This window comes from Nonomuraea sp. NPDC050202, assembly GCF_040656115.1.
Taxonomy (GTDB): Bacteria; Actinomycetota; Actinomycetes; order Streptosporangiales; family Streptosporangiaceae; genus Nonomuraea.
On sequence record NZ_JBFALF010000030.1, the window covers coordinates 30,756 to 48,028 of the forward strand.

17 protein-coding genes are annotated in these 17,273 nt (G+C 71.5%); 3 read left to right on the plus strand and 14 right to left on the minus strand.

The window, feature by feature from the left end:
- Positions 1–63: 63 nt before the first annotated feature.
- The 10 genes from AB0I79_RS46660 to AB0I79_RS46705 form a co-directional block, all read right to left on the minus strand.
- Entirely contained in the window at positions 64–954 is an 891-nt protein-coding gene (locus AB0I79_RS46660; protein ID WP_357887888.1) for a dihydrodipicolinate synthase family protein, read from the minus strand.
- Entirely contained in the window at positions 951–2,294 is a 1,344-nt protein-coding gene (locus tag AB0I79_RS46665) for an aminopeptidase P family protein (protein ID WP_357887891.1), read from the minus strand. The genes AB0I79_RS46660 and AB0I79_RS46665 overlap by 4 nt, the downstream gene beginning before the upstream one ends.
- Positions 2,287–3,561: an alpha/beta fold hydrolase gene (locus AB0I79_RS46670; RefSeq protein WP_357887894.1), complete on the minus strand. Its 1,275-nt coding sequence runs from the start codon at positions 3,559–3,561 to the stop codon at positions 2,287–2,289. Before AB0I79_RS46670 ends, AB0I79_RS46665 begins: the two co-directional genes overlap by 8 nt.
- A complete protein-coding gene (locus AB0I79_RS46675) occupies positions 3,558–4,370 on the minus strand; it encodes an ATP-binding cassette domain-containing protein (protein ID WP_357887897.1) in 813 nt (270 codons plus the stop codon). The genes AB0I79_RS46670 and AB0I79_RS46675 overlap by 4 nt, the downstream gene beginning before the upstream one ends.
- Positions 4,367–5,167: an ABC transporter ATP-binding protein gene (locus AB0I79_RS46680; RefSeq protein WP_357887900.1), complete on the minus strand. Its 801-nt coding sequence runs from the start codon at positions 5,165–5,167 to the stop codon at positions 4,367–4,369. The genes AB0I79_RS46675 and AB0I79_RS46680 overlap by 4 nt, the downstream gene beginning before the upstream one ends.
- Positions 5,164–6,162: an ABC transporter permease gene (locus AB0I79_RS46685; protein WP_357887903.1), complete on the minus strand. Its 999-nt coding sequence runs from the start codon at positions 6,160–6,162 to the stop codon at positions 5,164–5,166. The genes AB0I79_RS46680 and AB0I79_RS46685 overlap by 4 nt, the downstream gene beginning before the upstream one ends.
- A complete protein-coding gene (locus tag AB0I79_RS46690; protein ID WP_357887906.1) occupies positions 6,159–7,094 on the minus strand; it encodes an ABC transporter permease in 936 nt (311 codons plus the stop codon). Before AB0I79_RS46690 ends, AB0I79_RS46685 begins: the two co-directional genes overlap by 4 nt.
- Positions 7,095–8,789, minus strand: a complete 1,695-nt coding sequence (locus AB0I79_RS46695) for an ABC transporter substrate-binding protein (protein WP_357887909.1) — start codon at positions 8,787–8,789, stop codon at positions 7,095–7,097. It abuts the gene before it with no gap.
- Positions 8,786–10,708, minus strand: coding sequence for a beta-L-arabinofuranosidase domain-containing protein (locus AB0I79_RS46700; RefSeq protein ID WP_357887912.1), 1,923 nt, complete (start codon positions 10,706–10,708; stop codon positions 8,786–8,788). The genes AB0I79_RS46695 and AB0I79_RS46700 overlap by 4 nt, the downstream gene beginning before the upstream one ends.
- A 230-nt stretch (positions 10,709–10,938) precedes the next feature.
- Positions 10,939–12,180, minus strand: coding sequence for an IS256 family transposase (locus AB0I79_RS46705; RefSeq protein WP_357887915.1), 1,242 nt, complete (start codon positions 12,178–12,180; stop codon positions 10,939–10,941).
- A gap of 269 nt (positions 12,181–12,449) precedes the next feature.
- Between AB0I79_RS46705 and AB0I79_RS46710 the strand changes: the two genes are divergently transcribed.
- Positions 12,450–13,001: a hypothetical protein gene (locus AB0I79_RS46710; RefSeq protein WP_357887918.1), complete on the plus strand. Its 552-nt coding sequence runs from the start codon at positions 12,450–12,452 to the stop codon at positions 12,999–13,001.
- A 162-nt stretch (positions 13,002–13,163) separates the two neighbouring features.
- Here the strand turns inward: AB0I79_RS46710 and AB0I79_RS46715 are convergent, their stop codons facing one another.
- A complete protein-coding gene (locus AB0I79_RS46715; RefSeq protein ID WP_357887921.1) occupies positions 13,164–13,904 on the minus strand; it encodes a GntR family transcriptional regulator in 741 nt (246 codons plus the stop codon).
- Positions 13,905–13,948: 44 nt separating this feature from the next.
- Here AB0I79_RS46715 and AB0I79_RS46720 point away from each other — a divergent pair, with 44 nt between their 5' ends.
- Positions 13,949–14,224 (plus strand): hypothetical protein, encoded by a 276-nt coding sequence (locus AB0I79_RS46720; RefSeq protein ID WP_357887924.1) that lies wholly within the window; start codon positions 13,949–13,951, stop codon positions 14,222–14,224.
- Here the strand turns inward: AB0I79_RS46720 and AB0I79_RS46725 are convergent.
- A complete protein-coding gene (locus AB0I79_RS46725) occupies positions 14,184–14,882 on the minus strand; it encodes an HAD family hydrolase (protein WP_357887927.1) in 699 nt (232 codons plus the stop codon). The genes AB0I79_RS46720 and AB0I79_RS46725 overlap by 41 nt on opposite strands.
- A complete protein-coding gene (locus AB0I79_RS46730; protein WP_357887930.1) occupies positions 14,879–15,499 on the minus strand; it encodes a hypothetical protein in 621 nt (206 codons plus the stop codon). Before AB0I79_RS46730 ends, AB0I79_RS46725 begins: the two co-directional genes overlap by 4 nt.
- Before the next feature lie 241 nt (positions 15,500–15,740).
- Here AB0I79_RS46730 and AB0I79_RS46735 point away from each other — a divergent pair, with 241 nt between their 5' ends.
- Entirely contained in the window at positions 15,741–16,577 is an 837-nt protein-coding gene (locus AB0I79_RS46735; protein WP_357887933.1) for a helix-turn-helix transcriptional regulator, read from the plus strand.
- An 8-nt stretch (positions 16,578–16,585) separates the two neighbouring features.
- On the opposite strand, the gene AB0I79_RS46740 is transcribed toward AB0I79_RS46735, so the two are convergent.
- A complete protein-coding gene (locus tag AB0I79_RS46740; protein ID WP_357887936.1) occupies positions 16,586–17,239 on the minus strand; it encodes a GntR family transcriptional regulator in 654 nt (217 codons plus the stop codon).
- Between the last annotated feature and the right edge of the window lie 34 nt (positions 17,240–17,273).

The following is a 17,273-nucleotide window of genomic DNA, read 5'->3' on the forward strand; positions in this document are numbered from 1 at the left end:
CGGTGCGGCTGGTCGCGGCGCGGGGGCCGGCGGAGGCGGGGTGCGGCCGGGGAGGGGGCAGGGTCAGCGGTAGCCCTTGGCCAGGACCGCCTCCGTGTCACGGGTGATCCGGTCCGCGATCTCGGGCGCGAGGGCGAGGCGCGGCGGCCGGCAGGCGCCGCCCTTGCGCCCGGCCAGGTCCATCGACAGCTTGATCGACTGCACGAACTCGGTCTTGGAGTCCCACCGCAGCAGCGGGTGCAGGTCCCGGTAGAGGGGCAGGGCCTTGGCCACGTCGCCCGCCACGGCCAGGTGGTAGAGCTCCACGGTGGCCCGGGGGATCATGTTCGGGTACCCCGCGATCCAGCCGACCGCGCCGGCGATGCCCAGCTCCAGCAGCACGTCGTCCGAGCCGACCAGCACGTCCAGCCCGGGGGCGAGCTCGGCGATCTCGTACGCCCTGCGCACGTCCCCGGTGAACTCCTTCACCCCCACGATCAGCCCCTCCTGGTGCAGCTCGGCCAGCAGCGACGGGGTCAGGTCCACCTTGGTGTCGATCGGGTTGTTGTAGGCCACCACCGGCAGCCCCGCCTTGGCCACCTCGCGGTAGTGGGCGACGACGGCCCGGCGGTCGGCGCGGTAGGCGTTCGGCGGCAGCAGCAGCACCGACGACGCCCCCGCCTCGGCCGCCTGCTCGGCCCAGCGCCGCGACTCGGCGGACCCGTACGCGGCCACGCCCGGCATGACGTGGAAGCCGTCGGGCGCGGCCTCGACGGCGGTGCGCACCACGCGGGCGCGCTCCTCGTCGGTGAGCGTCTGGTACTCGCCGAGCGAGCCGTTGGGGCACACGCCGTGGCAGCCGCCCTCGGCCAGGAAGCGCACGTGCTCGGCGTAGGCGTCGTAGTCGACGGACAGGTCGTCGTCGAAGGGGAGGGCGGTCGCGACGTGCACGCCGTGCCACACAGGGGCGGTCATACGTTCTTCTCCTTGGTCCAGTTCTCCAGCCCGCTCGCGTCGATGGGCAGCGCGGCGGACAGGTTCTCCGCGCCGTCCGCCGTCACCAGCAGGTCGTCCTCGATGCGAACGCCGATGCCGCGCAGCTCCGGCGGCACCGTGCGGTCGTGGGCGTGGAAGTACAGCCCGGGCTCGACGGTCAGCACCATGCCGGGCGTCATCTCCGCCCCGTGGTACGCCTCCGGGCGCGAGCGCGCGCAGTCGTGCACGTCCAGGCCCAGATGGTGGCCGATGCCGCAGATCAGGTAGCGGCGGTGGTGCTGGCCGGCGTCCGACAGGGCCTCGTCCACCGACACCGGCAGCAGCCCCCAGTCGTGCAGGCCGCGCGCGATGACCTCCATGGCCGCGTGGTGGAAGGCGGTGAACGGGCGGCCCGGCGCCACCTGCGCGAGCCCGGCCCGGTGCGCCCGCTCCACCAGGTCGTGCACCTGCCGCTGCGCCGGGCTGAACGCGCCGGAGACGGGGAAGGTGCGGGTGACGTCGGCGGTGTAGTGGGAGCGCGTCTCCACGCCCATGTCGAGCAGCAGAGCCTCGCCCTCGCGGACGGGGCCGTCGCAGCGCACCCAGTGCAGGGTGGGGGCGTGCGGGCCGCTGCCCACGATGGAGGCGTAGCCGGGGCCGTTGCCGTACGTCCTGGCGTACCGGTCGAACGTGCCCTGCAGCCACCGCTCGCCCCCGCCCGCCACGGCGGCGGGCACCTCGGCGAGCACGGCGGCGAAGCCCTCGACCGTGCGGTCCACGGCCTCGCGGAGCTGCCCGACCTCCCACTCGTCCTTGATCATGCGCAGCTCGGCGAGCACCCGGCCGACGTCGTCGGCGGGCGCCTCCGGATCGGTGAAGTCCGCCAGCGGCAGGACCTCGACGCCGAGCGCGGCCGACCACTCGGCCGGCGACGGCGACGGGCCGACCCACAGCTCTCCGTAGGCGGCGTCGGCGAAGAAGCCGGTCTCGCCGGGACGGGCCGGCGGCGGCAGGTACACGGTGGCCGCGCCGTCACGGACGACGGCCACCGCGTGCTCCACCGCGCAGCCGGTCAGCCAGTAGAAGTCGCTGTCCACGCGGAAGTCGTAGGCGGTGTCGTTGCTGCGGGTCGGCGCGTGGCCGGCCCGCACCACGACGGTCCGGCCGGGCAGCGCCTCGGCGAGCCTGGCCCGGTGGGCGGCGGCGGCCTCGGCCGCGCCCGGGACCAGGTCCGGGGTGCGGGCCGGGGAGTCCCACCCCTGGGCGATGTACTGGGTGAACGCGGGGATGTCGATCAGCCTGGGCAGCTTGGGTTGCTTGGGCTGCTTGCCGTCACCCATCGGTGAGTCCTCCTCCAAGGTCGCGGACGAGCTGCGTCAGGCGGGCGAAGACCCGTTCCTCGCCGATGCCGTCGTGCTCGTACTCGTTGGTGACCCAGGCCTGCGTGTTGCCCACCCGGGAGGCGGTGTCCAGTTGCAGGCCCGAGTCGACGTACATGTCGTCGAAGTAGACGGCGGCGGCCACCGGCACGTCGTTGGCGGCCAGCCGGTCCAGGTCGTACAGCGGCGGCCAGTCGTCCCGCTCGGCGAGCAGCTCGACGGCGCCGCGGAAGGGGCGCAGCGCGCGGATCTCCTGGAACATCCAGGGATAGATCATCTCCCCGGTGAACAGCAGCGGCCTGGCGTCCTCGGCGAAGGCGGGGTGGCTCGCGCGCTCGCGCTGCGCCGCCCACGCGGTGGCGCCCGCCCCGGAGCCGTAGATGCTCTCCTGCAGCGCGGCGAACAGCGGGTTGTCGGCGTAGGAGGAGCGGGCCAGCACCTGGTGCAGGAACGTCTCCGGCAGCCCGTCCGATTCGTCCAGCAGCCAGTGCATGCGCTCGTAGCCGGGCTTCATGCCGAAGTCGATGCCCAGCGACTGCAGCCGGCGAACGGTCAGCGTGTCGCCGTCGGGCAGCAGCACGTCGCCCTCGGCCAGCCGGTCGGCCAGCCGCGCCGTCGTCCCGGCGTGGTGCGGGTAGCGGCGGTAGAACTCGGCGTTCTTGGCCGCCACCCGCGGGTACGTGCGCCGGTAGACCTCGGCGGCGTCCGGGGCGAGCGACGGCAGGCCGCCCGCGACGTAGCAGGCGCTGAGCCCCTCGGGCGCGTTCGACAGGTACGTGAGCGTCAGGAAACCCCCGTAGCTCTGCCCCAGCGTCGACCAGCGCCGGCCGCCGAAGACCGTCGTGCGCAGGTGCTCGGCGTCGGCCACGATCGAGTCGGCGCGGAACCGCGCCAGGTAGTCGGCGCCCTCCCGCGCGCCGAGCGCGCTCATCACCCGGCCGTCGATGCGCGAGCTGCGGCCCGTGCCCCGCTGGTCGAGCAGGATCACCCGGTACGTCTCCAGCGCCCGCCCCAGCCAGCCCGCCGTGCCGACAGGCCGGGGCCCCTTGCCGCCGGGCCCGCCCTGGAGGTAGAGCAGGCACGGCAGGTCCTCGCCGTCGCGGGCCGGGTCCACCAGCTCGCGGGCGAACACCGTGATGGTCGCCTCCGGGTCGGACCAGTCCAGGGGCACCCGCTCGACGTGGTCGCGCACCCGCATCCCGGGGATCGTGTACGTCGCGGTGATCAAGACCTCTCCCTCCTGCGGCGGTCCCACTCCGGGTCGATCCGGGGGATGGCCGCCAGCAGCGTGCGCGTGTACTCGTCCTGCGGATCGCCGAACACCTGCTCGGCGGCCCCGAGCTCGACGATCCGTCCCTTGCTCATGACCGCCACCCGGTGCGCGATCTGCCGCACCACGGCCAGGTCGTGGGCGATGAACACGTAGCTGAAGCCGCTCTCGCGCTGCAGCCGCCGCAGCAGCTCGATCACCTGCGCCTGCACCGACACGTCCAGCGCCGACACGGCCTCGTCGCAGATCACCAGCTTGGGGTTGACGGCCAGCGCGCGGGCGATGCCGATGCGCTGCGCCTGCCCGCCGGAGAACTGCGCGGGGTAGCGCAGCGAGTGGTCGGGGTTGAGCCCGACCCGCTCCATCAGCTCCTTGGCGTGCTCGCGGCGGCTGCCCTTGGGCGCGATGCCCTGGTAGACCAGCGGCGCCATGAGGATGCGCTCCACCGTGTGGCGCGGGTTGAGCGAGGAGAACGGGTCCTGGAAGACGACCTGCACGTTCGCGCGGAAGCGGGCCAGCGCCGCGCCCCTGGCGTGCGTGACGTCCTCGCCCTCGAACTCCAGGGTGCCCCCGCTCGGGTCCATCAGCTTGGCGATCATACGGGCGGTGGTGGACTTGCCGCTGCCGGACTCGCCGACGACGGCCAGCGTCTCGCCCAGCCGTACCTCGAAGCTGACCTGGTCCACCGCGGTGAACTCGGCCCTGGCGCCCAGCGGGCCGCGCGAGACGAACCGCTTGGTCAGGCCCTCGGCGCGCAACAACGTCACAGGACCACCTCATCGTCGATGCGCGGGATGCTCTCCAGCAACATGCGGGTGTAGTCGTGCTCCGGCTCGGCGAAGACCTGCTCGGCGGTGCCGTACTCGACCTGCTCGCCGCGCCGCATCACCAGCACGCGGGTCGCGATCGAGCTGATCACGGCCAGGTCGTGGGTGATGAACACCATCCCGGTGCCGCTCTCGCGCTGCAGGGAGGCCAGCAGGCGCAGGATCTGCGCCTGCACGGTCACGTCCAGCGCGGTGGTCGGCTCGTCGGCGATCAGCAACGCCGGCTCGCACACCAGCGCCATCGCGATCATGACGCGCTGCCGCTGCCCGCCGGAGAACTGGTGCGGGTAGTAGTTCACGCGGCGCTCCGGCTCGGGCAGGCCGACGTGCCCGAGCGCCTCGACGGCGACCTGGCGCGCGGCCTTCCTGGAGCCGCCGCGGTGCGCCCGGTACATCTCCTCGATCTGCAGGCCCACGGTGTAGTACGGGTTCAGCGACGACAGCGGGTCCTGGAAGATCATCGACATCCGGTCGCCGCGCAGCCTGCGCAGCTCCCGGTCGGAGCGGCCGAGCAGCTCGGCGCCGTCCAGCCGGATGCTGCCGCTGGTCCGCGCGCCCTTGGGCAGCAGGCCCATGATCGCCAGGCTGGTCATCGACTTGCCGGAGCCCGACTCGCCGACGATGCCGACCGTCTCGTCCCTGCTGACCGTGAACGACACGCCCTTGACCACGTCCACCGGGCCGCGCGTGGTCGGGAAGGTGACGGTGAGGTCCTCCACGACAAGCAACTCGCTCATGGCGACGTGATCCTCACTCTCGGGTCCAGCCTCGTGTAGACGAGGTCCACCACCACGTTGCCGATCACCACGAAGAACGCCGCCAGCAGCGTGACCGCCATGATGACCGGCTGGTCGTTCTTGGCGATCGAGTCGGCGGCCATCTTGCCGATGCCGTTCAGCCCGAACACGGTCTCGGTGATCAGCGCGCCGCCGAGCAGCGCGGCGAAGTCCATGCCGAAGATCGTCGCGATCGGCGTCAGGGCCGGCCGCAGCGCGTGCCTGCGCATGGTCAGCGCCGGGCTGAGGCCCTTCGACCTGGCCGTGCGCATGAAGTTCTCCGCCAGGGTGTCGATCACGTTGGCGCGGGTGAGCCGGGCGTACAGGCAGGCGTAGCCGGTGGCCAGCACGATCCACGGCATCAGGTACGACTGGAACCACACCACCGGGTCGTCGGAGAACGCCACGGCCTGCGGGAACGGCAGCACCTGGAGCTGCACGACGAGCACGTACTGCAGGGCCAGCGCCAGCACGTAGTTGGGGATGCTGGAGCCGCCGAGCGCAAGCCCCATTGCGGTGCGGTCCCACCAGGTGCCCTCCTTGACCGCGCTGAGCAGCCCCGCGGCGATCCCGAAGAGCAGCCACAGCACGGCCGCGCCGATCGCGACCGTCGCGCTGACCGGCAGCCGCTCCACCACCATGTCCATCACGGACTGGTTGGTCTGGAAGCTGTAGCCCAGGCACGGCGCCGCGCAGTGCACGAGGTTGGCGCCCTGGCCGTAGTCGCGCCCGGCGAAGATGCCGCCGAGGAAGCCGAAGAACTGCGTCAGGAACGGCTGGTTGAGCCCCAGCACGTCGCGGATCTGGTCGATGCGCTCCGGCGTGCACGTCTTCCCGCAGATCATCACCGCCGGGTCCGGCTGCAGGGTGAAGAACAGGACGAACGTGAACAGGCACACCAGGAACAGGATCACCACGACGCCGGCCAGGCGTCCGATCACGTAGCGCGCCATCATGAGGCATCCCCCGCGTCGAAGGCGGCCCGGATCCTGTCGCCCAGCACGGTCAGCGACAGCACCGTGAGGAACAGGAACGCGCCGGGGATCACGAAGTACATCGGGTCGACGGCGTACCAGCCGACCGAACTGGAGATCATCTGGCCCCACGACGGCGTGGGCGGCGTGACGCCGACGCCCAGGAACGACAGCCCCGCCTCGGTGCCGACGTAGCCGGGCACGGCCAGGGTGATCATCACGATCAGGGAGCTGCGCAGGTTCGGCAGGATCTCCTTGAACACGAGCTGGCCCGTCGAGGCGCCCGAGGCCCGCGCGGCCTCCACGAACTCCCGGCTCACCAGCGTGAGCGTCTGCCCGCGCACCACCCGGGCCAGGTACGGCCAGCCGAACACGCTGATCACCACGACCAGGAGCACCGGCCGGTTGCCCTGCGGCAGCGCGGACAGGATCGCGATCATGAAGATGAGCGCGGGGAAGGCCATCAGGAAGTCCATGACCCGGCAGATCACCTGGTCCACCCAGCCCTGGTAGAACCCGGCCAGCATGCCCAGCACCACGCCGAGCAGCGTGGTGAGCGCCGTGGCGGAGAGCGCGATGATCAGGGAGACCCGGGCGCCGTACGCGATGCGGGCCAGGATGTCGCGGCCGTTCTGCGGCTCGACGCCCAGCAGGTGCTCGGCGCTGATCCCGCCGAGTGGACCGTAGGGCACCCCGCCCAGGTCGGTGTTGACCGCGGCCGTGTCGAAGTCGTTGGGGCCGTGCCCGGTGATCGCGCTGATCAGCGGCGCGCCGATCGCCATCAGCACGATCAGCGCGAGGTAGGCGCCGCTGATCACGGCGCCCCGATCACGCAGCAGCACGCGGATGACGCGCCGGCCCGAGGTGGCGGGCGCGCCGCCCGCCACCTGCTCTGGATGCGCTGCGACCGTCATCTACTTCGTCGGCTTCGCCAGCCCGACGGAGACCAGGTCGACACCGCCGGAGTAGGAGTTGGACTGGTAGGCGCCCGCGATGTTGGCGCCGTTGACCAGGATCAGCTTCTCGTAGGCCAGCGGCACGACCGGCGCCAGCTCCATGATCTGCTTGTCCAGCTCGCCGTAGGCCGCGTTGGCCTGCTCGACGTCGGTCATCGCGGCGATCTCGTCGATCTTGGCGTTGATCTCCTTGTCGTTGATCTGGGCGAGGTTGGAGTTGCCCTTGGCGGTGATGTTGCGGCCGTCGAACAGCGGCGGCAGGAACGTCGCGCCGGAGGCCCAGTCGGGGCACCAGCCGGTCACGGCCATGTCGTTCTGCTTGGCCGGGGTGCCGATGACCTCGTAGTACGTCGAGGCGTCGATGTTGTTGATCTTGACGTCGATGCCCACCTGCTTGAGCGCCTCCTGGACGGCGACCGAGACCGCCGCCATCTTCGGCTGCGCCCTGGTGTCCAGGGTCAGCGAGAACCCGCCCGACAGGCCCGCCTCGGCCAGCAGCTTCTTGGCCTGCTCGACGTTGTGCGGGTACGGGTCGTAGTCCACCCGGCCGGCGACCGTGGGCGGCTGGATCGAGGTGCCCTTCTGCGCCAGCAGCGACCCGCCCATCGCCGCCACGATGGTGTCCTTGTCGATCGCGTAGTTGATCGCCTGGCGCACGCGCACGTCGCTCAGGTGCTTCTTGGTGGTGTTCAGGCCCATGTAGGTCGTGCAGCCGTTGAGCCCGGACAGCGTGCGCGCCTTGATCTGCGGCGTCTGCACCCGGGCCACGGTCGCCGCCTGGATGCTCTGGCCGAGCGCGTCGGCGTCGGTGCCCTGCCCGGCCAGCATGCGCTCGTCGATCGTGGCGGCGTCCAGGCCGAACGTCCACTCGAACGCGTCCGGCTTGGCCGTCCGCACCTGGTCGGTCTCCTGCTTCCACTGCGGGTTGCGCTCCAGCTTCAGCGACACGTTGCGCTGGTAGGAGGCGACCTTGTACGGCCCGCTCGCGATCGGCTTGCTGTCGAACGCCGCCCCCGCCCCGGTGCCCTTGGGGAACGGGGTGAAGTTCGCCAGCGCCAGCGCGCTCGGGAAGTCGGCGAACGGCTTCTTGAGATGGATGACGACCGTCTTGGCGTCCGGCGTCTCGATCGTGTCCAGGTCGCCCGACAGGTACGGGCCCTTGTAGTCCTTGGGCGCGTCGAGCAGCAGCTTGCCGTACGGCGAGCCGATGCCCGCCTCGGGGTCGAAGGCCCGCGAGAAGCCGAACTTGACCGCCTCGCTGGTGATCGGCGTGCCGTCCTCGAAGAAGATGTTGTCCTTGAGCGTGAACGTCCACGTCTTGGCGCCGTTGGACGGCGTGCCCGTGTCGGTCGCGAGGTCGGGCACGATCTTCGTGCCCTCGGCGCCCGGACCGGCGCCGAACGTCGTCAGCCCCCGGTAGATGAGCCGGTAGAAGTTGTTCACGCCGCCGTCGAAGCCGCGTACCGGATCCAGGTGGGAGAAGTCCGCGTTGGCCAGGACGTGCACCGTGCCGCCCGTCGCCGGGGTCGCCGCGGAGCCGGTCGCGCCGGTGCCGGCGCCCGGGCCTTGGGCTGCCCCGCCGCCACCGCCGCACGCCGAGAGCGCCAGCACGGCGGTCATCGTGACGCTCGTGAGCGCCGCCGATCTCCTCATTTCGCCTTCTTTCCGTTGGTTGCGTCGGGGGTCCTGACCCAGACCCGCATGGCTTCGGGGTCGCGGTTGCCCCAGAGGAAGTAGGGGACGAAGGTCGCGGTGACCGGCGTCCCCGGGAGCGCCTGCTCCAGCGGGAGCTCCGGGTAGAGCTCGGTGGAGGGCGGGGGAGCGGCGGCGGCGGTGAGGGTCAGCACCACTGCGTCGTCCCGCCGTTCGATGTTCGCGTTAACAATGTCGGGTACGCCGATCACCAGGTCGTCCACGGCGGCGTCCGGGCTGTCCTGCTGCTCCACGCAGTAGACCAGCGGGCCGCGGGCCAGGCTGACCGTGCCCCTGGTGGCGTCGAGGTGGGGGTGCGAGCCGTGCGCCCTGACCGGCATCGGCAGCGTGAGCCGTACCTCGTCGCCGGCCTTCCACTGGCGTTCGACGCTCAGCCAGCCGCCGTCCGGCTCCGCGTCCCAGGGCCGGCCGTCGACCGTGACCGTCGCGCCGCGGGCCCAGCCCGGGATGCGCAGGACCAGCCCGTACGGCCCGTCCGGCGCCCGCTCGACCGTGAGCCGCACGTCGCCGTCCCACGGGTAGGCGGTCTCCACCGCGAGGTCCAGCTCCGCGCCCTCGATCCGGCCCTCGGCGTAGGAGGCGATCAGCAGCGCGCCGTCCCGCTCGGCCGCCACATAGTCGGCGAGCTGGGCCATCCAGCGCACGATGTTCGGCGGGCAGCACGGGCAGGTGAACCAGGCGCGGCGCAGCGGCTCGCCGCCGGCCTCCGCGCCGCTGCGCTGCTCGTGGTCGGGGCGGCGCTGCAGCGGGTTGTCGTAGAAGAACGCCTTGCCGTCCGCCGACAGGCCCACGGCGTAGGCGTTGTAGAGCACGCGCTCGAACACGTCGAGGTACTTGGCGCCGCCCGTGGCCAGGAACATCCGCCAGGCCCACTGCATGACGGCGATGGCCGCGCAGGTCTCGCTGTAGGCGCGCTCGGACGGCAGCTCGTACCGGTCGCCGATCGCCTCGTCGGAGTGGCGGCTGCCGAGCCCGCCGGTGACGTACAGCTTGGTCGCCACCATGTCGTCCCAGAGCCGCTCCAGCGCCTCGAACAGCGACCGGTCGCCGGTCTCCAGGTGGACGTCGGCCGCGCCGGCCGCCAGGTACGCCATCCGCACCGCGTGCCCGGTCACCGACGGCAGCTCACGGAAGGGCAGGTGGTCCTGGAAGTAGTCGCCGGCGAAGATGCTGTGCTTGAGCTGCCCGGAGCCGCGCCGGTCCACGAACGCGGCCGCCAGGTCGAGGTAGGCGCGCAGCCCCGTCTGCCTGAACAGCTCGACCAGCGCCATCTCCACCTCGGGATGGCCGCACACCCCCTCGTGCGCGAACCGCTCCACCACCAGGTCCGCGAACCGCTCCGCCACCCGCAGCAGCCGCTGGTCGCCCATCCGGCGCGCCGCGGCGACGGCGGCCTGGATGAGGTGACCCAGGTTGTACAGCTCGTGCCCCCAGGCCAGGTCCTCCCACGGCTTCTTCGTGGCGGCCGGGTCCTGGAAGAAGGAGTTGAGGTAGCCGTCCTCGGCCTGGACCCGCTCCAGGAGGCCGACGACCTCCTCGAAGAACTCCCGTACGGGCTCCCCCGCGCGGCCGTCGCCCAGCTCGTAGGCCAGCCCCTCCAGGGTCTTGTACAGGTCGGTGTCCAGGAACGGGTAGCGGCCGCGGTACGGCGCCGGGTCCTGCTCCAGGAGGCGGCTCAGGTTGGCGACGTTGCCGGCCGCGCGGAGCTGCTCGATGGTGTGCGGGATCGTGGCCGTGCCGTTCCTGTGCTGCCAGTGGTGCAGCAGACCACCGGTGATACGCACTCCCGGAAGCGGCCGTACGGCCCCGGCGGACGTGCGTACGGCGCCGGACAGCGGCTTGACCTGCTTAGACGTCATGAACCTTCCCAGTAATGTGTGGCATTGCACTGAACCATAGGTGTCCGGGAGGTGTGTTGCCAAGGGTTGCGGGGGTGACGAAAAGAGAAAGTAACCCGTCCGGAATCTGGGACGGCGGCTGCTCCGCCGTACACAAGATCGCCACCGCGACGCCGTCAACCCCTCGTCGCGTAGGTCGCGTCCACGGACGTGGTGTATGAATCGATCTTCGTGTGATCCTGGTTTGCAGGTTAAGCGGTAAGTGTCTGCGGGAGCGGGTTCTGGGCCGGTGTGTCACCGGCGATGAGCCGGACGCGTGCCTTGGCGAGAATGTCCAGGCCCATGTAGCGGCGCGCCTCGGTCCATTCGTCGGTCTGTTCGGCCAGCACAGCGCCGACCAGCCGGATGATCGCGGCCCGGTCAGGGAAGATGCCGACCACGTCGGTGCGCCGGCGGATCTCCTTGTTCAGCCGCTCCTGCGGATTGTTCGACCAGATCTGCCGCCAGGTCTCACGCGGGAAGGCAGCGAAGGCCAGCAGGTCCTCGCGGGCGGCGTCCAGATGCTCACACGCGGCCGGATACTTCGCCTCCAGGGCGTCGATGACCCAGGCGTGCTGGGCGCGGACCTGCTCGGCGGCAGGCTGGTCGAAGATGGTCCGCACCAGCGTGGCCACCCACGGCTGCGCCGACTTCGGCACGCAGGTGAGCAGATTGCGCAGGTAGTGGGTGCGGCAGCGCTGCCAGCCCGCGCCCGGCAGCGCGGCGCCGATCGCCTCCACCAGCCCGCAGTGAGCGTCGGAGACCACGAGCTGCACCCCGGACAGGCCGCGGGCGACCAGACCGCGCAGGAACGCCAGCCAGCCCGCGCCGTCCTCGGCCGAGGTGACCTCCAGGCCGAGCACCTCGCGCTGGCCGTTGGCGTTGACGCCGGTGGCCACCAGTGCGTGCACGTTGATCGTGCGGCCGCCCTCGCGCACCTTCTGGGTCAGCGCGTCCAGCCAGACGAACGTGTAAGGACCGGCATCCAGCGCGCGGGTGCGGAACGCCTCGACCTGCTCATCCAGCACCTTGGCCATCTGGCTGACCTGGCTCTTGGAGATGTGCTTGATGCCGAGCTGCTCGACCAGCTTGTCCACCCGCCGCGTCGACACTCCCAGCAGGTAGGAGGTGGCGACCACGCTGATCAGCGCCTGCTCCGCGCGGCGCCGGCGCTCCAGCAGCCACTCCGGGTAGTACGAGCCCGAGCGCAGCTTCGGAATGGCCAGCTCGATCGTGCCCGCCCGGGTGTCCCACTCGCGGGCCCGGTAGCCGTTACGGGAGTTGGTCCGCTCGTCGCTGCGCTGCCCGTAGGCGGCGCCGCACAGGCTGTCGGCCTCCGCCGACATCAACGTCTCGGCCATGGTCTTCACCATGGATCGCAACAGATCCGGACCGCCGGTCTCGATCTGCTGCGCCAGCCACCGCTCAGGCGACACACTGTTGTCCGCGGTCATCGCCGTTCTCCTTCTTGGAATCGTTGCTACGAAGGATCACGCGATGACCGTTCTCATTTCACGACGCCACACCTGCTGACCAGGTCAAACTCGTACACCACTTCCGCGGACGCAACCCGTCGCGTAGCCGCTCGGCCGGTGAGGTGACAGCACCGGCGAAGCCTCTCACGGCTGCCGGGCCGCCCACCCCGTTTGGACATGACCTGGCGCCGCCCAGAGGTAGGGGGACGTAGCTATGACGTCTCGCGTGCCCCTGTCATCCTCCAGGCATGGACGCATTTCTCCTGCAACTCCTCCCGTTGATCGGAGTGATCGTCGGGGCGCTGGCAACCATGGCCACCACGGCCTCCGCCGACCGAAGGCGCTGGAGACGGGAGCGTGCGACCCGGTGGGACGAGCGCCGGCTCGACGCTTACGTCGAGTACGCAAGCGTGAACAAGGAGCTGTACACGCTCGCCTGCTGCACGACGGCCATGCATCGGCCGTACTCGGCCAGCCCGCATATCGAATGGGAGACCGGAGAGGCTCTGATGGCCCAGGCTGAGATGCGTCGAAGGCAGGCCCTGGAGAAGGTGCTGTTCTTCGGGGACGCTGCTACGGCTCAAGCCGCCGATGCCTGGTGCGACGCGATCGTGGTCCTGCGAACGTATGTGAGTGAACGACCGGATCGATGGGACGACTGGTCGTCCCTGGCGGATGGGGTGACCGAGGCGCGTGATCGCTTCTACGAGGCGGCGCGCGCTGACGTGGCCATGCATCGGCTGGAGCGAGGGCGGCTGCTTCGAGCTGAAGGTATGGCCCCTTCTCGGAAGGTCCTGTAGCTGCGAGCCCCATGACGGTCGGCTGGAGCTTCAGGCCCCGCACGTTCGATCCTCGCAGCAGCCGCACCGGCGCGAAGTGGCCCGTCGCCAGTGGCCGAGGTGAGGAGACCGCCTCCGCCGCGTACGCTCGCCGGGCAGCTCGCCGGCCGGCGAGCGCGGAGATCAGCGCTCGATGAGCGTGACCTCCAGGGAGTAGTGGGAGGCGCGGTAGACGTGGGAGCCGTGCTCGACGGCGCGCCCCTGGTCGTCGTACGTGGTGCGGACCATCGTCAGCAGCGGCGCGCCGCGGCGTTCCTCCAGCAGCCGGGCCTCGGCCTGGGTGGCGGCCCTGGCGCCGATGCGCTGGTTGGCGACGCGCATGCGGACCCCCGCGCCGCGCAGCAGCTCGTACAGGCCGCGCCCCTCCAGGTCGGCGGCCGTGAGCGGGGCCAGGCCCTGGGGGAGCCAGTTGTGCAGGACGGCGAGGGGCTCCCCGGCCGCGAAGCGGAGGCGTTCCAGGTAGAGGATCTGGGTGCCCGGCTCCACGCCCAGGATGGGCGCGATGTCCTCGTCGACCGGGCGCGACTCCAGGGCCAGTACCTGCGTGGCCGGCTCCTGGCCCGAGCGGCGCAGGTCGTCGTAGAGACTCGTCAGCTCGACCGAGCGCTTGACCTGGCCGTGCACCACCTGGGTGCCGACACCGCGCTTGCGCACCAGCAGGCCCTTGTCCACCAGGTACTGGATCGCCTGCCGGATCGTGGGCCGCGACAGGCCGAGCTTGTCGGCCAGCAGGATCTCGTTGTCCAGCCGCGAGCCGGGGGCCAGGTCACCGCGGCGGATCGCCTCCGCGATCTGCTCGGCCACCTGGAAGTAGAGCGGCACGGGACTGGACCGGTCCAGGTCGATGGCCAGGTTCGCGGTCATGCTGATCAGCTTAACCGACGTCAGAATGTCCTGACAAACGAGGCATGGGCGGGGTCTCACGGCTCCCCGCCGCCGCAGCCGCACCCGCCATCTTCACCGCCCCCGCCCCCGCCATCTTCACCGCCCTCGCCCCCGCCCGCGTCGCCGCCCTCGCCCCCGCCCGCGTCGCCGTCACCGTCGTCCGCGCCGCCGCGTACGGGAGCGGGCGCCGGCACGGTCTCGGGCGGGTGCCCGCCGCGCTCATCGCGCTGCCCCTCGGCGGTTTCGGCATCGGGGCGATCAGCTCGCGAGGAGCTGCGGCAGCTCCGTCAGCGACGTGATGCGGGGGAACCCGGCGGGCGGTGGGACGGCCGCGAGCCGGTCCAGCCAGACCGAGCGCATCCCGGTCACCGCGGGGCCCGTCACGTCGTTCTCCACGTCGTCACCCACCAGCAGCACCTCCCGCGGCGCCAGCCCCAGCGCCGCGGCGGCCCCGGTGTAGCAGGCGGGGGCGGGCTTGAAGTGCCCGCCCAGGACCTCGCCCGTCAGCACCGGCCCGACCAGCCCCGCCAGCCCGATCGTGCGGACCTTGGCCTCCTGCATCGGCAGCGTGCCGTTGGTCAGCACCCCGAGCGCGTACCCGCCCAGCCCCGCCAGCGCCCCGGCCACGTCCGGGAACGCCGCCCAGTGCCGCCGGTACAGGTCGGCGAAGCCCGCGTACGCGGCGTCCAGGTCGCCGGGCACGGGCACGGCCAGTTCCGCGCACAGCGCGGCCAGGCGCAGCCGCCGCTGCTCCTGCACCGAGCACTGCCCCGCCTGCCACATCGCCAGGTACGGGCCCTCCAGCGCCGCCCAGATCGCCGCCGCCTCGTCCAGACGAGGATGGCCGGGGAAGCGGCCCGCCACCCACGCCGTGATGCCGGCGTCGGCGGCGGCGCGATGGTCGAACAGGGTGCCGTCGAGGTCGAACAGGATGCCCTTGATCCCCGGCTCGCTCACTGGGCGGCTTCCGCGATGATGCGGGCCGCCGTCTCCCGCGGCGGGTAGCCGAGCGTGAGGCCGCGCACCGACAGGGCGGCCTGCGCGAACAGCGCCTCGGCGTTCTCGGTGAGCACGTAGTTCAGCGCGGGGGAGCAGGACCGGTGCGCGTCCAGCGCCTGCGCCTCCAGCTCCGCCAGCTCCTTCGGCAGCGCCTCGCGGTAGTCGGCGATCAGCGCGTCGAGGTCGAAGAGCTGCCCGTACCGCTCCGACGTGCCCGCCACCACCCGCACGAGGTCGCCGTCGAGCTGGGCGCGGTAGACGAGGTTCGTGCCGCCGCTCTTGGCGAACCAGCGCATCGCCTCGTCGGCGGGCAGCGTGAACGCCCCGTACGGCTTGCGCGCGTACAGCAACGCCTCGGCTATCCACCGGTCGCACCACAGCTCGTCGCGGTAGGGTGCCGGGGCGTGTGGATCGACGGACAGGCCCTGTGCCAGCACCGGGTTCCAGGCCGACACCATCGGGCTGCTGAAGCGCGGCATGCGGGGGCCGCGCCAGTGGCTCAGCGCGTAGCCGTACCAGACGGTCACGACTTCGACCCGGTGCCTGGGCAGGGGGCGCTCGTAGGTGCCGTTCATGATCTGGCCCCCGTCAGGGTGCCGCCACGGTCCGGGGGTGAGGCCGAGGTCTGTGGGGGCCGGAGGAGTCCGGTAGTCGGGATGGAGTATCCACGCGTCCGCCACAGTTTCGCTGCCTTTCGGATTGGCGTATGCACGACGTGTCTGACCACTAGAGTGGCCATCGTGCAACACCCGTCACTCGGTTTCAATAGACCAGGTGTAAACGCTGATATTTGTCATCGATGGTTGTGACAGACGTATGCAGTTAAGCGTTGTCGCGGCCCGGCTCTGCTCCCTGCGCGCCGCGGCCCGGCTGTCGATGAAGTCCGCGGCGGACGCCGCGGGGCTCAACACCTCCACGATCTTCCGGATCGAGCACGGGCTGGTGGCCCCGCGCGAGGCCACCGTGCGCACCCTGCTGGAGCTGTACGGCCACGGCGAGCACGCGCCCCGGCTGCTGTCGCTGCTGCGGGAGGAGCGGGTGCCCGGCTGGTACGACGCCCCCGGCGTGCCGCTGGGGCTGTCGGCGTTCCTGGAGATGGAGGACCAGGCGCAGATCATCTACACGTACTGCCCGATGCAGGTCCCCGCGCTGCTGCAGACCCCGGCCTACGCGCTGTCCGCCGCGCTGGCCGGGCTGCCCGCCGGAGCCTCCTACGAGCAGGCCGCCGGCGCCGCCGAGCTGGTCGCGGTCCGGCAGCGGGTGCTCGACCGGCACCAGGGGCCGCACCTGTGGGCGGTGCTCGACCAGGCGGCGCTGACCGACCCGCCGCTCGGCCGGCCCGAGGACCGGCTCGCCCAGCTCGACGCGCTCACCAAGGCCGCCAGGCAGCCGCACCTCGCCGTGCAGGTCGCCCGGCCCGTCAGCGAGAGCGGCTACCTCTACCAGGGGCCGCCGTTCACATTGCTGCGCTTCCCCCAGCAGGACCGTCCCGACGCGCTGGTGCTGCACCTGCTGCACGCCCCGATCGTCATCGAGGACCGGAGGCGGGTCGAGGAGCACCAGCAGGCGTTCGCGCGGCTGTCGCTGTCGGCGCTGCCCGTGGAGTCCACCCCCGACGTGCTGGACGGGGTCCGCGCCACGCTGCCCCACTGACCTCCTGCTCAGTGGTGCTGGCGGAACTCGCCGGCGCGGCGCACGTGGTCGATCATGATGCGTTCCGCCGTCTCCGCGTCGCCCGACTCCAGGGCCGTCAGGATGCCTTCGTGCGCCTCCAGCTGGGCCTGGACCTGCGTCTCGTCCAGCCACAGTGACGCCTCGGCGGGCACGGGGAAGCTGTTGCGCACCGACCTGGCGTGCGCGCCCAGGAACGCGGGGCCGCCGATGTCGACGATGCGCAGGTGGAAACGCCTGCTCTGCTCGCCGAGCCGGTCGTGCCTGCCCCGCGCGGCGTCGTCGGCCATCGAGGCGTGCAGCTCGCGCAGCTCGGCCAGCTCCTGCGCGGTGATCCTGGCCGCCGCCAGCCGCGCCCCCAGGCCCTCGACGACGGCGCGCACCCCGTAGTACTCGGCCAGCGCCTCGTCGCCCAGGTCCACCACGGTCGCGCCGTGGTGGGCCTCGTAACTGATCAGCCGGTCCTTCTCGAGCCTGCGCAGCGCCTCCCGCACCGGCGTGACCGACACCCCCAGGCGCTTGGCCACCTCCCCGGCCCGCAAGGCCGTGCCGCCCGGGATCCGGCCGGTGCGGATCTCCTCCAGGAGCACGCTGTAGACGTACTCGGCCTTGCTCATGGGCGGCCGGGGCTCGGTGGGTGACATGTCCTCAAGTGTCTCGCAGAACGGCCACGCTCTT